This window comes from Acinetobacter sp. ANC 3832 (genome assembly GCF_002135415.1).
Taxonomy (GTDB): Bacteria; Pseudomonadota; Gammaproteobacteria; order Pseudomonadales; family Moraxellaceae; genus Acinetobacter.
This window is the reverse complement of record NZ_NEGJ01000010.1, coordinates 42,683-58,404: the sequence shown is the minus strand read 5'-3', so window position 1 is coordinate 58,404 and position 15,722 is coordinate 42,683. Positions and strand designations below refer to the sequence as shown.

At 33.3% G+C, this 15,722-nt stretch carries 11 protein-coding genes and 3 pseudogenes; 10 read left to right on the top strand and 4 right to left on the bottom strand.

Annotated elements, in window-relative coordinates; all coding sequences use genetic code 11:
* Positions 1–46 precede the first annotated feature (46 nt).
* Both B9T35_RS13590 and B9T35_RS13585 read left to right on the top strand, forming a co-directional pair.
* Positions 47–1,927: a nuclease-related domain-containing DEAD/DEAH box helicase gene (locus B9T35_RS13590; protein ID WP_086191646.1), complete on the top strand. Its 1,881-nt coding sequence runs from the start codon at positions 47–49 to the stop codon at positions 1,925–1,927.
* 135 nt (positions 1,928–2,062) lie between these two features.
* A pseudogene (locus B9T35_RS13585) lies at positions 2,063–2,398 on the top strand (DUF4145 domain-containing protein); the annotation flags it as partial.
* On the opposite strand, the pseudogene B9T35_RS13580 reads toward B9T35_RS13585, so the two are convergent.
* A pseudogene (locus tag B9T35_RS13580) lies at positions 2,398–2,649 on the bottom strand (acyl-CoA dehydrogenase family protein); the annotation flags it as partial. The pseudogenes B9T35_RS13585 and B9T35_RS13580 sit on opposite strands and share 1 nt — an antisense overlap.
* Positions 2,650–2,661: 12 nt before the next feature.
* Here B9T35_RS13580 and B9T35_RS13575 point away from each other — a divergent pair.
* The 3 genes and pseudogenes from B9T35_RS13575 to B9T35_RS13565 form a co-directional block, all read left to right on the top strand.
* A pseudogene (locus tag B9T35_RS13575) lies at positions 2,662–3,054 on the top strand (GlxA family transcriptional regulator); the annotation flags it as partial.
* Between the two features lie 173 nt (positions 3,055–3,227).
* Positions 3,228–4,022 (top strand): hypothetical protein, encoded by a 795-nt coding sequence (locus B9T35_RS13570; RefSeq protein WP_086191644.1) that lies wholly within the window; start codon positions 3,228–3,230, stop codon positions 4,020–4,022.
* A gap of 94 nt (positions 4,023–4,116) precedes the next feature.
* Positions 4,117–5,580, top strand: a complete 1,464-nt coding sequence (locus B9T35_RS13565; RefSeq protein ID WP_086191643.1) for a PLP-dependent aminotransferase family protein — start codon at positions 4,117–4,119, stop codon at positions 5,578–5,580.
* Positions 5,581–5,712: 132 nt separating this feature from the next.
* On the opposite strand, the gene B9T35_RS13560 is transcribed toward B9T35_RS13565, so the two are convergent.
* Positions 5,713–6,444, bottom strand: coding sequence for a DUF805 domain-containing protein (locus tag B9T35_RS13560; RefSeq protein WP_086191642.1), 732 nt, complete (start codon positions 6,442–6,444; stop codon positions 5,713–5,715).
* 118 nt (positions 6,445–6,562) lie between these two features.
* Positions 6,563–7,480 carry a LysR family transcriptional regulator gene (locus tag B9T35_RS13555; RefSeq protein WP_086191641.1) on the bottom strand — a complete coding sequence of 306 codons (918 nt, stop codon included), beginning with the start codon at positions 7,478–7,480 and terminating at the stop codon, positions 6,563–6,565.
* A gap of 94 nt (positions 7,481–7,574) precedes the next feature.
* On the opposite strand from B9T35_RS13555, the gene B9T35_RS13550 reads away from it, so the two are divergent.
* The 5 genes from B9T35_RS13550 to B9T35_RS13530 all read left to right on the top strand — a co-directional run bounded on the left by B9T35_RS13550 (position 7,575) and on the right by B9T35_RS13530 (position 12,397).
* Positions 7,575–8,813, top strand: a complete 1,239-nt coding sequence (locus B9T35_RS13550) for an acyl-CoA dehydrogenase family protein (protein WP_086191640.1) — start codon at positions 7,575–7,577, stop codon at positions 8,811–8,813.
* Between the two features lie 95 nt (positions 8,814–8,908).
* On the top strand, positions 8,909–10,030 hold the full coding sequence (locus tag B9T35_RS13545; protein WP_086191639.1) for a phosphotransferase family protein: 1,122 nt from the start codon (positions 8,909–8,911) through the stop codon (positions 10,028–10,030).
* Positions 10,027–10,725, top strand: a complete 699-nt coding sequence (locus B9T35_RS13540) for a histidine phosphatase family protein (protein ID WP_086191638.1) — start codon at positions 10,027–10,029, stop codon at positions 10,723–10,725. Before B9T35_RS13545 ends, B9T35_RS13540 begins: the two co-directional genes overlap by 4 nt.
* Positions 10,726–10,743: 18 nt before the next feature.
* Positions 10,744–11,487 (top strand): SDR family oxidoreductase, encoded by a 744-nt coding sequence (locus B9T35_RS13535; protein ID WP_086191637.1) that lies wholly within the window; start codon positions 10,744–10,746, stop codon positions 11,485–11,487.
* A 187-nt stretch (positions 11,488–11,674) separates the two neighbouring features.
* The gene (locus B9T35_RS13530; RefSeq protein ID WP_086191636.1) at positions 11,675–12,397 is read left to right on the top strand and encodes an SGNH/GDSL hydrolase family protein; all 723 of its coding nucleotides are present in this window, start codon (positions 11,675–11,677) and stop codon (positions 12,395–12,397) included.
* A gap of 61 nt (positions 12,398–12,458) precedes the next feature.
* Here B9T35_RS13530 and B9T35_RS13525 read toward each other — a convergent pair whose 3' ends face one another.
* Complete coding sequence (locus B9T35_RS13525; protein ID WP_086191635.1) at positions 12,459–15,509, bottom strand: thioester reductase domain-containing protein; 3,051 nt, start codon at positions 15,507–15,509, stop codon at positions 12,459–12,461.
* Positions 15,510–15,722 lie beyond the last annotated feature (213 nt).

Sequence of the window (15,722 nt, the reverse complement as noted above, 5' to 3'; positions counted from 1 at the left end):
TCTCAACCCTAATATGGTGGTTCATTAATCCAGATAAAAATAAATAATGAAAACTCAAAGAATTATTTCACCACCTAAAGCAGATTGGGATAAATTACGCCAACCACTAGAAAGTGGTGAAAAACAATTTATTGAATATTTGGATGAGCATCTTCCTAAAGATTGGGAGATCTATATCCAGCCACATTTAAATGGGTTATGCCCTGATGTTGTTATTCTTCACCCCAAAATTGGTGTTGGTGTATTTGAAGTCAAAAATTGGGACTTTAATGCAATGCAATATGGCATTGAAACAAAAACTAATGGAAAAGTGCACCTGTATGCAATTAATCATCAAGGTGAAAAAATATCTTACGTAAAGAAAAATCCTGTTGATCAACTACTCCTATATCGTAAAGAAATCTTAGATTTATATTGCCCAATTTTGAGCAGACCTAAACATTCCATAGTTGTTTCGTGTGGCTTAGTACTACCTTCAGCAACACAAGAAAATGTCGAAACATTGTTCCAACCTATATTTCAAAGTCGAAATAGAAAAATTTTTGCGCCTAATGAGGAAGCTCAACATAATGGTTATCTCATTTTTTCCAAAGAAAGTTTTTCAAAAAATCTAGCTGAAAACTTTCCTTCAGGTATAAATCGCTATTCATCTCAATTTATGAATGAAATTATCGCTCAACAATTGAGAATTTGGCTTATTGAACCTGAATCGAGTAAAGAACAAAGAGAGCCTATAAAATACAACCCTCAACAGCAAAAACTTATAAAAGAACGTACAGAATCAGGTTTTCGTCGTTTAAAAGGACCTGCTGGGTCAGGTAAATCTGTTGTTATTGCAGGCCGTGCAGCAACTTTATTAAGAGAACAAAAATCTGTATTGATCGTTACATTTAACATTACACTATTGAATTACTTACAAGATCTAGCTGTAAGAGAATACTCAAAAATAAGAACTGATGCGAGATGGCTTAATTTTCATTACCAATGCAGAAGATTATGCTATGACGCCAGTTTGGATAAAGAATATGCAGATCTTTTTCATACTGCCAAAAAGCAAGGTCTCTCCTTTCCTGAAAATGATAAATTTTGTTCTTTAATTAATCAGGCGATAGAAATAAGTGAGCCTGAAAAATATGATGCAATATTAGTAGATGAAGGACAAGATTTTAATCCGAAGTGGTGGGATATCTTAAAAAAATTATTAGCTGATGGTGGTGAAATGCTACTATGCGCAGACACAACACAAGATATTTATTCATCTGCAGATTTATGGACTGATGATGTTATGAAAAATGCTGGGTTTAAGGGGGCTTGGGCTGAACTAAAGCAAACGTATAGATTACCAGATAACTTAATTCCTTTAGCAAACAAGTTTGCTGAAATGTTTTTACCACAAGAAAAGGTTATAAAGTCTGAGTCTAAAAATACACATCAAGACTCATTTGACTTTGGAATTATTGAAGAATCAACATTGATTTGGGAAAACCTTAAATTTCTAGACTCTTCTTCTTTTTTTGATATTTTTAAAAAATTTAGAAATGAAATTACAAAACTGCAGTTAAGTAATTCTGATATCACAATTTTAGTTCAAACTCATGAAATAGGCATGAATGTTTGCCAAGCTTTAGATAGTCTCAATTTGAAACATATTGATATTTTTTCAAATGATCCTGCCGAATCTAGACAAAAAAAAATGTGGTTTTTTAAGGGCGATACAAAAATAAAAGTTTGCACAGTACACAGTTTTAAAGGTTGGGAAGCTAAAGCACTGCTAGTGGTTTGGGACAAAATGCATTTACATAAAGAGTATGCATTATTGTATACCGCTATTACCCGCTTAAAATCTGGGAAAAGTAGTATTCTATATGTAGCAAATACAGAGCCATCTCTTATTGAATACAGTAAGCTATGGAAAAATATTGTGTAAATTTGAAATAATTTTTTCTAGATATGAAGCTAATTAAATTTATTTAGACTTTAGATAATTAGACCTTAATTCAATAACTTAATTGAGATATAGTATGTAAATAATGAAGATTTAAAAATATATTTTGAGGGAATAATGAGCAACTTTCAGTTTCTAGAACCTGATTTTTCAAGTTTGGCCGCGATTGCTAAAGAATCCGAAAAGCTTGTGTATATTTCTCCACAATTTTCCCTTGCTGCAGCTCGTACCTCACTCGAAAACCTAGTGCTGTGGCTGTATCAATATGATAAAAAACTCACCCAACCCTACGATGCAAAACTGCAAAACTTACTCAACGATAACAAATTCAAAGACCTGATACCGCCCTATATTGGGGACAAAATGGACAACATCCGCATGGTCGGCAACAGTGCCGTACATGGGAAGAAGTTCAAACAACTCACCACAGAAGAAACCGTCAAACACATCAGCATGCCATCGGTTCCTTCATGAATAGGGTTGAGGCGGTTATCTCGGTAATACTGCTCAACAGGATATTCACGGGTATAACCGGCACCACCAAGCACTTGAATGGCAAGGTCATTGGCTTTAGGTCCATAAGCCGATGGGAATGATTTAACCACAGGTGTAATTAAGTCGAGCAGAATTGCACTGTCTTCATCTGCATTGGCTTTGTGCTCATCAATTAAACGTGCTGCAAATAAACACAGAGCTAAAGAACCTTATCATTCGTCATTATTGATTATCGCCGTGATAGCCAATTGTCTTATTCTTTAATGCGAATTGCGAAACCTCATCAAGATGAATTGGTACAAAAAGTCCAAAAATGGTTAGAACTGCATTTTCATGAACAATTTAGCATAGAAGATTTGGCACAACAGTTTAATGTGACACTCAGAACATTGATTCGACATTTTAATTCGGCTTTGAATTTACCACCAAATCGTTATCTTCAAGCGATACGTATAGAAGCAGCACAAAAGCGCTTAGAAGAAACAGAACATTCAATTGATGTGATTATGCAGGCAGTGGGTTATCAAGATCCGAGTTCATTTAGACGATTATTCCGAAAGAAAACAGGGCTGACCCCATTAGAATATCGTCGCCGTTTTAGTCGACGGCTGTAAGTTAAATGTATCTTAGTTTTTAAGATATTTAGTTTAATGTCCTCAGTCATTAAATGAATCTGTTAAAGTGGTCTGATTATTTCAGACCACTTTGTTGTTGTGTTTCAGACCCATTTAGTAATGAATATAAAATATAGTATTTGGACAGAGATCGGATTTCAAATGAGAGCGTTATGCAACAAAGCTTAGATTTACAATATATTTTAAATTTATTTGATGTTCTTGAATTCGATATTCATAAGCTCTTGCAATTATTAGGTTTTCATTCGATCGAGCAATTAAATCAATCACTTCAACAAAGTTTAATTCTCCGACAACATGAAACAAATTCACATCAATATATTCTTCAAGCATCTTCTATAGGAAATAGCCTAAGCTATTTATTTTCACCCTTTATTGGTGCCGTTTTAAATCAAACGACCGTTTATATTGCTCAAAAAGAAAGTACGCTTGAAGAGGTCTATCCACATTACTTTACATTAGATGCGGTTCATTTAGAAAAGCAACGATCTATGCAAGAAATGCACTTAAGTTTAGATCTCGTCGCTGATGAATTAGATGCGAAAGAATTCCTTATTTATGCATTATGTCGTGCATTACTAGATTCCCATTGTCAGCATATTATGCTAGTTGGAGATGCTGGCTTAGAAGGTATTAAAAGGGAAGCATTTACACAGATTACCCATATTTCATTCACTGAAATAGCACCTATAGAAGATAGCTTTGATTTTCATAAAATTGATTTAAAAAAACTTTTTTGGAAGAAAAAATCAGATGATATCGCGGATGTGTGCCGAGGAATAGCAAAAGCCAATGCGCCATTGGTGAGCCAGCAATTTAATATTCAGCTTGATAAAGCACAACATCTAATTGATGATTTACTCTATGGCGAACATATTTTTGAAAAATTATCAGTTTTTGGTGAGTTTACAGAAACGATTTTTAAACATCACACAGATGCCAAATAGCAATATTTTCTTAATCAATTTTAAGATCATTATGTGAGATGTAAATTGAGTGCAGGTTCAAGTAAACACTTATTAATTTCAAATTGGATATGAAATGAAACAGAATGAGTTTATTCAGATACTTCAGGGGAATTTATCAAATTCTAAGCAGAAAAAATTAAAAACAAAGGTCTATTTGGCGATTAAAGAAAGTTTGATTCAATTGCAATTACAACAAGATTTTAAATGTCCTTCAAGTCGATTTTTATCTGAAACCATTGGTGTATCACGCGATACCGTTGAAAAGACGTATGATCAATTAGAACAAGAAGGTATGCTTTATCGTATTAAAGGTAAAGGAAGTTTTGCAAAGGCAACCCCTACAAAAACAGTCATAGATCAACAGAACACACATTACTCTTTACCTGAAAATAGTGAACGACTTGAAGCCCTTTTTTTTGATCAAAATTTAAATTTTTTCGCAGATGGTATGCCTGAAATTCGAAACTTTCCCTTTCGTAAATGGTATGACACTGAAAAGGATGTGCTGACCCAAAATGGATTATCAATTTTCCTGAAAGATAATAGTGCTGGGAATGAGCAACTCCGCCATGAAATTGCACATTTGGTTAATTTAAATCGAGATTGCCATATTAATGCAGAAAATGTACTGATCGTAAATAGTACACAACAGGCTTTATATTTATGTGGTCGAGTGTTATTTCAAGAAAATGATCGTATTATTTTAGAAAATCCTTATTACTCAAATGCCTATCACTTATTTAAAATGATGAATTTAGATGTCCAATGCATTGTCTTAGATGAACAAGGCCTACAAATAGAGCAGTGCGAACAGCTTGAATGTGTTAAAGCAATGTATATAACACCTGCAAATCAATATCCGAGTGGGATTCAAATGAGCCTAGCAAGGAAAAAGCAGGTGATTGATTATGCTCAAAAACATGAGGCCTATATTATTGAAGATGACTATGATGCTTTTATGCTGAATAAGGCTGAAAATTCAGCAATTTTAGGTCTTGATCCCTATCAGCGAACAATTTATTTAGGATCTTTCAGCAAGTATATTTTACCTAGTCTAAAGCTTTCTTATCTTATTTTACCCAATCAACTGATTGAACCTTTTAAACGTTATCGGAATTATATTGAGGGTAGTGCGCCGTCTCAATATTATCAAGCGATTCTGGCGAGCTTTATGCAAAAAGGCTATTACGCTGAATATTTAGCAGAGATGCAAAAGATTTACCTAACGCGTTATTTAGCATTTAAACAATATTTTGAAATATACCTAAGTGATTTTTGTTTTATTAAAGAACATCATCCGTCGATGCAGATTGCTTGTTATTTCAAAAAAATAATTCCAAGCTCACTTGAAGATGCTTTGGTCAAAGCTGCGGAAGTTCAAAAGATTTATATCACTCGTTTAAGCCAGTTCTATGACTTTGATCTCGAATATGGCTTTGTACTTGGCTTTTCCTCACTCAATGATACAGAAATTAAACTATGTATGACTCAGCTCAGACAATTGATTCAGAGTGAATTAGCAAGAATTATAAAATAGCCTAAGCAGATTTAAATTTTTATGACAATTCAAAATAATAAAATAAGATCAAAAAATCAAAATTAAAAAGGGCACATATACACTGTGCCCTAAAAGCCGTTTTTAATAAGAAAAAGAGTCTAAAACATAATTTTATTGCGCTGTTGCAGGTCTTTCAGTATTTATTTCTACCGTATCATGTGACTCTTCAGTGGCATGCTCTTCTTGAGTTGTTTCTTCTGTATTTGCTTCAGCAGGAATTTCCTCACTTTGTACAGGAGAAGCTTCGCTCATTTCTTCCATATCATGCTCATAGCTTTGCATTTGACTATAAGGAAGTTGTCCTTGCATTGAATAAGCCCATGCAATTATACCGCCGTACGCCACAATAAAAATGGCTAAAAATACGCTATAAACAATACCGAGTAATTTTTCAGTTTGTTCTGTTGGTCGTTTAGGGCCATAATTATTTGGACCATCTGTACCTTTAGCAACAAAAATATAAATACCAAAAATAATATTCACAATAGGGATGAGGAAGAGTAACCACAACCAACCACTTTTATTCAAATCGTGTAAACGACGAATACAGAGGCAAACTGAAACCACTGTAAAAATGATGATAACGGCAATAAATAAAATAATTGTAAAGATGCCTAAGCCAGTTGTCATCAACAAGGTTGGGTCAAAGCCAGCACCTGATTTTAATAATGCAACAGCAGCAACCCCAAAAACAATAAAGAGAGCGCACGAATACAGCATACTCGTGATGAATAGCCACGCAATATAGGATAAACGACCAAAACGACCTTTTGGTGAAAATGGATTATCTTGCTTAAAAGGTAGTGGTGTATTTTGTTGAGCTAATGGGTTTTCAAAAGTCATGTTTATATCTCATTTAATTTTTTTTGTGCAGAATAAAGCCTATATATTCTAAACGATTAAAAATCAAACGAACAATGTTTTTATAAAAATTCATTCAATTAAATACAACTAAAATAGCCTAAGCAAAAATTTTTAATATTTCATTTCTTAAAAACACATATCTCAAATTTTGCTCTAGATCCTTATGCCAATACATTCCAATATTCACAATCGGTAAATCAACAGGCGATTTAAAAATTTGAATCGAATTTGAGATTTTTAAATGCGATAAAATTCCACGAGGGATTGTTAGCATAACAGTAGGATATTGTTCAAGAATTTGTAAAGCTGTGGAATAATGCTGGCAACGTAAAAAAATATGACGTGTCAATTTTTTCTTATTCAGATAAATATCCTCTAATAAAACCCCTGTACGTCGTGATGAAACACCTATATGTGGTGCTGAAAAATAATCATCTAACTCAATTTTTTTTTGCTGAGAACACACCACAAAATGATCTTGGACTAAGTTTTTATATTGCACTTTATCTCCATAACTTTGTTCAAGATCAATAATAAAATCAATTTGTTGTGCAGCAAGATCAGCTACAACATTTTTACGGTCTAATTTACTGCTTAAAAATTCAATCTCTAAATTCAGCTTTTGAAAGTGCTGAATCAGTTTAGGGAAAATAATCGGTTCAATTTCATCATGTATCGCAATTTTTAAGCTTTTCACCAAAGTAGGGTCAAATTGCTGTTTTTGAATGGCAATATTTTGTATGGCATATAAGGCATTTTGAATAGGTTGATAAATTTGTTCAGCAAAGGGTGTTGGTAACATTTTACTGCCTGCACGAACAAATAAATCATCTTGTAGTTGTTGTCTTAGTCGTTGTAAGGCATGACTTGCAGCAGATTGTGTAATCGATAAAATTTGAGCCGCTTTAGAAATACTATTTTGCTCATAAATCGCAATAAAAAGCGGATATAAATTTATATCAATACGGTGAAAAACGGCCAGATCAATAATGGGTTTACTATGTATAGTATTCATAAATTAGTATTGAATTAAATCATTTTGTTCATAATAGTTTTCAGGTTATGTTGTTGTAAAGATCAATGATGATAATATTTAGAAGGAAGTTGCCATGTTTGAATTATCAGCACGTGCACAAGACTATGTTGAACGCACCAAAGCCTTTATTAAGAATGAAATTGAACCAATTGAAACAGCATTTTGGAATGAAGTTCATGAGCTGAATCAAGGTGGTGATTGGACCAAATGGCAATGGCCAGAACAACTAGAACTACTCAAAAATAAAGCCAAACAAGCAGGACTGTGGAATATGTTCTTGCCTGATCCAATTTTAGGGCAAGGGCTTTCTGTACAAGAATATGCGCATATTGCGGAATTGTCTGGACGCAGTTTAATCGCACCGACAGTTTTTAATTGTAATGCACCTGATTCTGGCAATATGGAAGTGATTTGGCGTTATGGCAGTACAGCACAAAAAGAACAATGGTTAACGCCATTATTAGAAGGAAAAATTCGTTCAGTCTTTTGTATGACTGAACCTGCGGTTGCCTCAAGTGATGCGACCAATATGCAAGCGACTGCGGTGGTCGTTGGTGATGAAATTGTATTAAACGGTCGTAAATGGTGGTCTTCAGGTTTAGGTGATCCAAATGCAAAGATCATTATTTTTATGGCACATACGCCAGATGAAAGCAAAGATCGTCATCATCAACATTCTATGGTTTTGGTTCCTGTAGATACAGCAGGCGTCAAAATTGAACGAATGCTACCTGTGTTTGGTGATTATGATGCACCACATGGTCACGGCGAAATTAGCTTTGAAAATGTACGTGTTCCCGTTGCAAACTTTATTGGTGGCGCAGGACAAGGTTTTGAAATTGCACAAGGTCGTTTAGGCCCTGGTCGGATTCACCATTGTATGCGTTGTATTGGTGCTGCTGAAAAATCATTGGAATTGATGATAGACCGAGGTATGAGCCGTAAAGCATTTGGTAAAGAAATTTTAAAATTAGGTGGAAATTTAGAACGAATTGCTGAAGCGCGAGTGGCCATTGACCAAGCTCGACTTTTAACCTTGTATGCTGCTTATAAAATGGATACTTTAGGGAATATGGCTGCGTTAACTGAAATTTCAGCGATTAAAGTGGTCGCACCGAATGTACTTGAAAAAGTCGTGGATATGGCCATTCAAATTCATGGTGGTATGGGCGTTTCTCGTGATACACCTTTAACTGGATTTTTTGCGCAGGCACGAAGCCTTCGTTTAGCTGATGGTCCAGATGAAGTACATAAAGGGATGATTGCAAAATTAGAACTTAAAAAACGTGGTTATGGTTCAAGTAAAAAGTAATACTATTTTGAATGAATAAAATAGTTTAAATCAGGTTTCATCGCTGTGGTGAAACCTCTTTTGAATTTTAAAGATGATGGATTAGGGAATAAAAAATGTCGGTGATTGATCTTGGCGGAAATATTCGGGAAGGCGAAGAACTTGATACTCGCGCAGTGAGTAACTGGCTTGTTGAAAATGGTAGTGAAATTGAAGGGCCTGTTGAAGTTACTCAATATTCAGGTGGAGCATCGAATTGGACATATCGCTTAAAATATAACAATGCCGATTTAATTTTACGTCGTCCACCGAAAGGTACTAAAGCCAAGTCTGCACATGACATGGTACGTGAATATAATGTACAAAGATATCTTGCTGATTTTTATCCTGTTGTCCCAGAAATGGTGGCTTTATGTCAGGATGAATCTGTCATTGGTTGCGACTTCTATGTCATGAAACGAATTGAAGGTATTATCCCGCGTGCGAAATTACCAGCAGAATTACAGTTCAATGAAGAACAAGTTCATCAACTTTGTACCAATGTTTTAGACAAATTCATTGAGTTACACCAAGTACCATATTTAGGCACTAAACTTGAAACACTAGGTAAAGGCGACGGATATTGTCGTCGCCAAGTTGAAGGTTGGGATGCACGTTACGAAAAAGCCCATACCATTAATGTACCGTCATTCAAATTCGTACGAAAATGGTTAAATGATCATATTCCAGCAGATTCGAAAAGTTGTGTCATTCATAATGATTGGCGTTTTGATAATGTGATTTTAGATCCTAAAAATCCGACTGAAGTGATTGGTGTCTTGGATTGGGAAATGGCAACCATTGGTGATCCTTTGATGGATTTAGGTTCTGCTTTGGCCTATTGGGTTGAAGATACTGATAGTCAAATTTTTAAAGCCACGCGTCGTCAACCTACACATTTAAAAGGCATGTTTACTCGAAAAGAAGTGGTTGACTATTATTTAGAAAAAACAGGATTAAAACCTGAAAACTGGGCATTTTACGAAGTATTTGGTATTTTTCGTTTAGCTGTTATTGCACAGCAAATTTACTATCGTTATTACCACAAGCAAACTGATAATCCTGCATTTAAGGATTTTTGGATTGTCATTCATGCGTTGCATATCCGTGCATTAAAATTGATTGGTTTGCAAAAATTAGAAGCAAATGAACTTGCACAAAAGTATATGGAAAAAATGAAGGAAATTTTAGGAAAATGACCACAATTTATTTAATTCGTCATGGGCAAGCTTCATTTGGTGCTGAAAGTTATGACAAGCTTTCAGCCAATGGTGAATTACAAGCTCAAATATTGGGTCAATATTTTAAGAAAATTTTGAAAGAAGAACCTTATGTTGTTTCTGGTTCAATGCAACGACATCAACAGACCACCAATATTGCTTTAGCTGAATGTTTTCCTAATGCTCACGTACATACAAATTCTGCTTGGAATGAATTTAATCATCAGCAAGTCTTTGCACAGTACGAACCTCGCTTTAATGAGCCGCATTTACTCAAAGAAGATGTATCTAAAGAAAGTAATCCACGTGCTTATTTAGCTAAAATTTTTGAAAGTGCAATTGGTCGTTGGACAGGCGGTGAATTTCACCATGAATATGATGAATCTTGGCCAGTGTTTAAATTAAGAGTGGAAACAGCATTGCAAAATTTATGTGATGAACTGGCAAAAACTCAACCTCGTTATGCAGTGGTGTTTACTTCGGGCGGTGTGATTTCCGTGGCAGCAGGAAAGCTTTTAGAATTGAGCCCAAATAAAACATTTGCGCTGAATTGGGCAATTGCTAATGCGAGTATGACCACTTTGCGATTGGTTGGGAATGAACCACAATTACTGAGTTTAAATGAACATCACTTTATAAAAGCTGAAAACTCACAATTACTGACTTGGATTTAAAGAAAAAGGACAATAAATATGGCTAAAACAATTTTGATTACAGGTGCAAGTTCAGGTATTGGCGCAGGCATGGCACGTGAATTTGCTCAAAAAGGCTATAACCTTGCAGTTTGCGCACGTCGTTTAGAACGGCTTGAAACTTTAAAGAAAGAGTTAGAAAGTAAATATGGCGTTAAAGTGATCGCTAAAGTTTTAGATGTGACCAATTATGATCAAGTTTTCCAAGTCTTTCGTGAGTTTAAAGCGGAGTTTGGCACAATAGACCGTGTTATTGTGAATGCTGGTGTGGGTGATGGTCGTCGTATTGGAAATGGTAAATTTGAAATAAACCGTACTACGGTAGAAACCAATTTTATTTCAGCCTTAGCACAAGCAGAAGCGGCTGTAGAAATATTCCGTGAACAGAAATTTGGTCATTTAGTGATGATTTCATCAATGAGTGCGATTCGTGGCATGCCAAAACATTTAACCGCTTATGGTGCAAGTAAAGCAGCCGTTGCGCATTTAGCTGAAGGTATACGTGCAGAATTGATTGATACAAAAATTAAAGTATCCACTATTTTCCCTGGTTATATTCGTACAGAAATTAATGAAGGTGCTAAAAAACTACCTTTTGAAGTGGATGAAAAAACAGGTTCACATTTATTGGTGAAAGCGATAGAGAAAGAACCCGTAAAAGCCTATGTGCCACAATGGCCGTGGTTACCTCTCGGTTTAGCAATGAAAGTATTACCTTTGAGAATTGTAAATAAGTTAGGTTAATATCCATTTATTGAGCAAAGCTCTTAAAAGTTTTGCTCAATTTCTTAGTTTAGGGTTTTTTCTATAAAAGGCTTTATGTAATAAGCTTATATCATGTAATCTAGATCAATAAAGAATTAGATAAGCCGATATTGACCAAAGAATACAGATAAAATACATTGATTGTTTGTCACCATATTTAACTTTTATGCTACTTAAAGCTTTTACATTTGTATTGATTCCAGCACTGATTATTCAAGGCTATCAAGTAAAGAAAAATACACCTCGTTTACTTGAACCAGAGGGTGAGCGCTGTGGTGTAATTGGGCAGGGTAAAAGTTTATCAATTTTAATTCTAGGTGACTCCGCAGCAGCGGGTGTTGGGGTTCAATCGCAAGAACATGCTTTACTTGGTTGTGTATTATCTGAATTGAAAAATCAGTTTGAAATTAGCTATCATTTGCAAGCCAAGACGGGTGATACAACACTTCAAGTCATTCAAAATGCCAAGCAATTAATACCTCAGCATTTTGATGTTGTGATTAGTTCTGTGGGTGTAAATGATGTAACAAAACTAACTTCGCCACAAAAATGGATCAAACAACAAACTCAGCTTTATTGTGAAATTGAACAGCGCTTTAGTCCAAATTTAGTTTTAGTCTCAGGCGTTCCACCCATGAATATGTTTCCTGCATTACCCAATCCATTGGCTTGGCTCTTTGGACAATATACGAAAAAAATGAATCAAGCTTTAATTCAATTTGTAGAGAAAAAATCGAATTATGAGTTGATTAAATATGACTTAAAGAAGTTTCAAGCTTTAAATCTCGAAATGGCAGAAGATGGCTTTCATCCTAGTAAGGAAATTTATCAAATTTGGGCGAAAGAAGTGGCAAGTTTAATTAAATACAATTTAAATAAAGCATCCTAAGCTAAAGAGGTTTAACTTAGGATAACTATTAATTAATTAATAATTAATTAAATATAAGAATTTAGGATAAAAAACCACTTGCTTTCCAATAAGATAAATATTTATCTAAAATACTCTTATTTAAAGTCGGCGATTCAATATCTTGACCTAGTTTAGCTTTAACGTTATCTGTACTATAAATAGGCATATTTTCATAAACCTCCCAACGCGATAAAGAACCATATACAGATTCTTTTAACATGGGTAAAAGAGGTAATAAAGGATTACTGTCTAAATTTTCAGACGTTTCCAATTTATTAATCCATGAAGAATAATCCAATAGATCAAGTGGATAATCTAAATCATCAAGATAATGATATAAATCAATTAATGAAATAGAAGACTGATGATCTAATGGAACTAAATTATAAGCTTCCCCATAGTGATTCATTTGACTTGAAATATTTAACAAAGTAGAACTTACATAATCAACAGCAATAAATTCTTTTTTCTGATTTTCTAATTTAGGAAATGCAGATATCAATAAACAACCTTTTATAAATCGAGCAACAAAGTCTTTTTCATTACCTATGCCTTTATGACTATCGCCCATAATAAATCCAGGTCTAAAAATATTTATAGGCAGACCTAAGTTTTGGGCACGAGTAATGATTTTTTCTGCGACCCATTGGCTCTGAGAATAACCAGTATCATATTTCAAACAATTTAAATGTAAGTCTAAGTCATCATTTTCTAAAAGGATCTTTGTTCCATTAAAGAAGCCAGTCGGTCCATATGCAGCAATACTTGATATGTAATGCAATGGTTTCACTCGTCCTTCAATAGAAAATTGAAGAATATTCAATGTACCAATGACATTAGCTGGTTTATGAATAGAATAAGGTTGAATGTAGTTTACGTGCGCACCTAAATGAAAAATAACACTAATATGCGTACATAAATTTTGATAGATAGAATCTGTTAATCCAAATTTAACTTGATCTAAGTAGCCTGTAAGCACGACAATTTTATCAATATAATTTTCATGCCACATATCGTATTTAACTAAGTTTTCTCGAATTCTTTGAAATCCATCATCATGATTTTTTGCACGAACGAGGCAATATACTTTTTTAACATGTTCTAGTTCACATAAATCTGCAAGAAAAAAAGCACCTAAAAAGCCTGTAACGCCTGTAACAAATACTTGACCTTCATCTGATGATAGCCAATCAATTTTTTTAAAATTTTGATCGAAAGAAGGCAGTTCTATTTCACTATCTTTTTTTAGAATATCAATAGTATTATCAATGTATTGGCTATCAATTTTTGCTTGTTTTCCTTCTATCAATTTTGCTAATTGAGCAACTGTTGCATAATCATAAAGTGTGATTATAGGTAATTTAATCTGATATTTTTTTTCTATTTCCATGACAAGTGTGGCAACCTGTAGAGAACTACCACCTAAGTCAAAGAAATTATCTTCATTTTTAATATGATTGTAATCTAACAGATCTTTCCATATTCCTTTTAAACTCACTAATATTTCAGATTCGTTTTGATCTTGAAATATATTATTAATTTTTTCAAATTCATGCAGTTGTTTTTTATCTGCCTTACCATTAGGGTTTAGTGGAATATAGGGTACGATAGATATACGTGGTAGCATATATATAGGAAGAATCTGCTCTAAATTATTTTTAAATTGATCCATATTGAAATTTTCATTACTTGGAACAATAAAAGCTTTTAAGTAGGCTTCTTTATTTATATCTTCAGGTTTAATAAAATCAATAACAACTGATTTTATTAATTGGGTATTTAAAATTTCGTTTTCAATTTCTTCTAAATTAATACGATGTCCTCGTATTTTAATTTGATTATCCTTTCTACCTAGATATTCTACATGTTGGTCTTGCGTGATATAACCAATATCACCTGTTCTATACATATTAATTTGATGACCAAAAATATCGATTGTTATAAATTTTTTAAAATTTTCCTCATCATTGTTAAAATATGATCGAGCTACACCATTTCCTGAAATATATATTTCACCTGTTTCACCTACAGGAACGACCTGTTGATGTTCATTTAAAATATAAATATGTGTATTACTAATTGGGGAGCCAATATCAACAATTGACTTGTTATCTAAATATTCTAGTGTTACATGGCGTGAAGATGCATAAGTTGTACACTCAGTAGGTCCATATCCATTTCTTAAATTTAATATCCCTGAATGAAGAAGAACATCACGCATAATATAAGCATTTGCAGCTTCTCCGCCGACAATAACAGTTCTTAATCCAGTAAATGTCGCTGGGTCTGCCGTACCAATTAGATTAAATAACGCTGTTGTAATAGCCATTACATCAATTTTATATTTTTGTATGGAGTCTTTAAATGAATAACTGTCTAATATTATTTGTTTTGGTAATATGCATAATGTTGCACCATTTAGCAATGCACCATAGATTTCAAATAATGATGCATCAAAGGTAGTATTACTAATATGTGCGACTACATCTGATTCATAGATAGGTGAAAACTCAGTATTAAAAGCCAGTCTTAATAGACCATTGGCTTGTATTTGCACTGCTTTAGGTGTTCCAGTTGTTCCTGAAGTATGTAATATATGTGTACGGTGATCTGACTTAAGTTCTACTAGTCCATTATTAATTCCTACAAATTCATCAACATTGTCAATATAGACATGATTTTCAGCCACTAGTTTATTTTTACAATTTTCTTTTTTGATAATTACTTTAATATCTAAACTTTCTATCATTTTTCCTAATCTTAAATTAGGCTGATTAATATCCAATGGCACGCAAGTTGCGCCTATATTTAATATAGCAAGCTGAGCAATAATATTTTCTATAGATGGTTCTAATAAAATAGCGATGGGCTCTTCAATACTTAATTCAAATTTAAGTAGTTTTTTAGAAAGACTTAAAACCTTATTTTTTAAATCAAGATAATTAATTTCTTGCAAACCAAATATTATCGCTTTTTTATGACTATACTTATCAAAATTAATATTAAGTATTTTATTTAGATCATCTAAATCAAATTTTAAACTTTCCCCAAGTAGTACGCTTAATTTTTCTAAATTCACATTTATATTCATTTCTAATTATCCTGATAATGGCGAAATAATAATATCAGTAATTATATTTTTATCATTACTTTTAAGATAATAAGATTTATAGTTATTTTTATTATTTTATTTAATTATTGTGATTTTTTTAACAATTCTTATTTTAATAAATATGCAATTTAATAAATATTTGTGACTTATTTTTACAAAATTAAGAATTTTAATAAACGTTATGCAAAATTT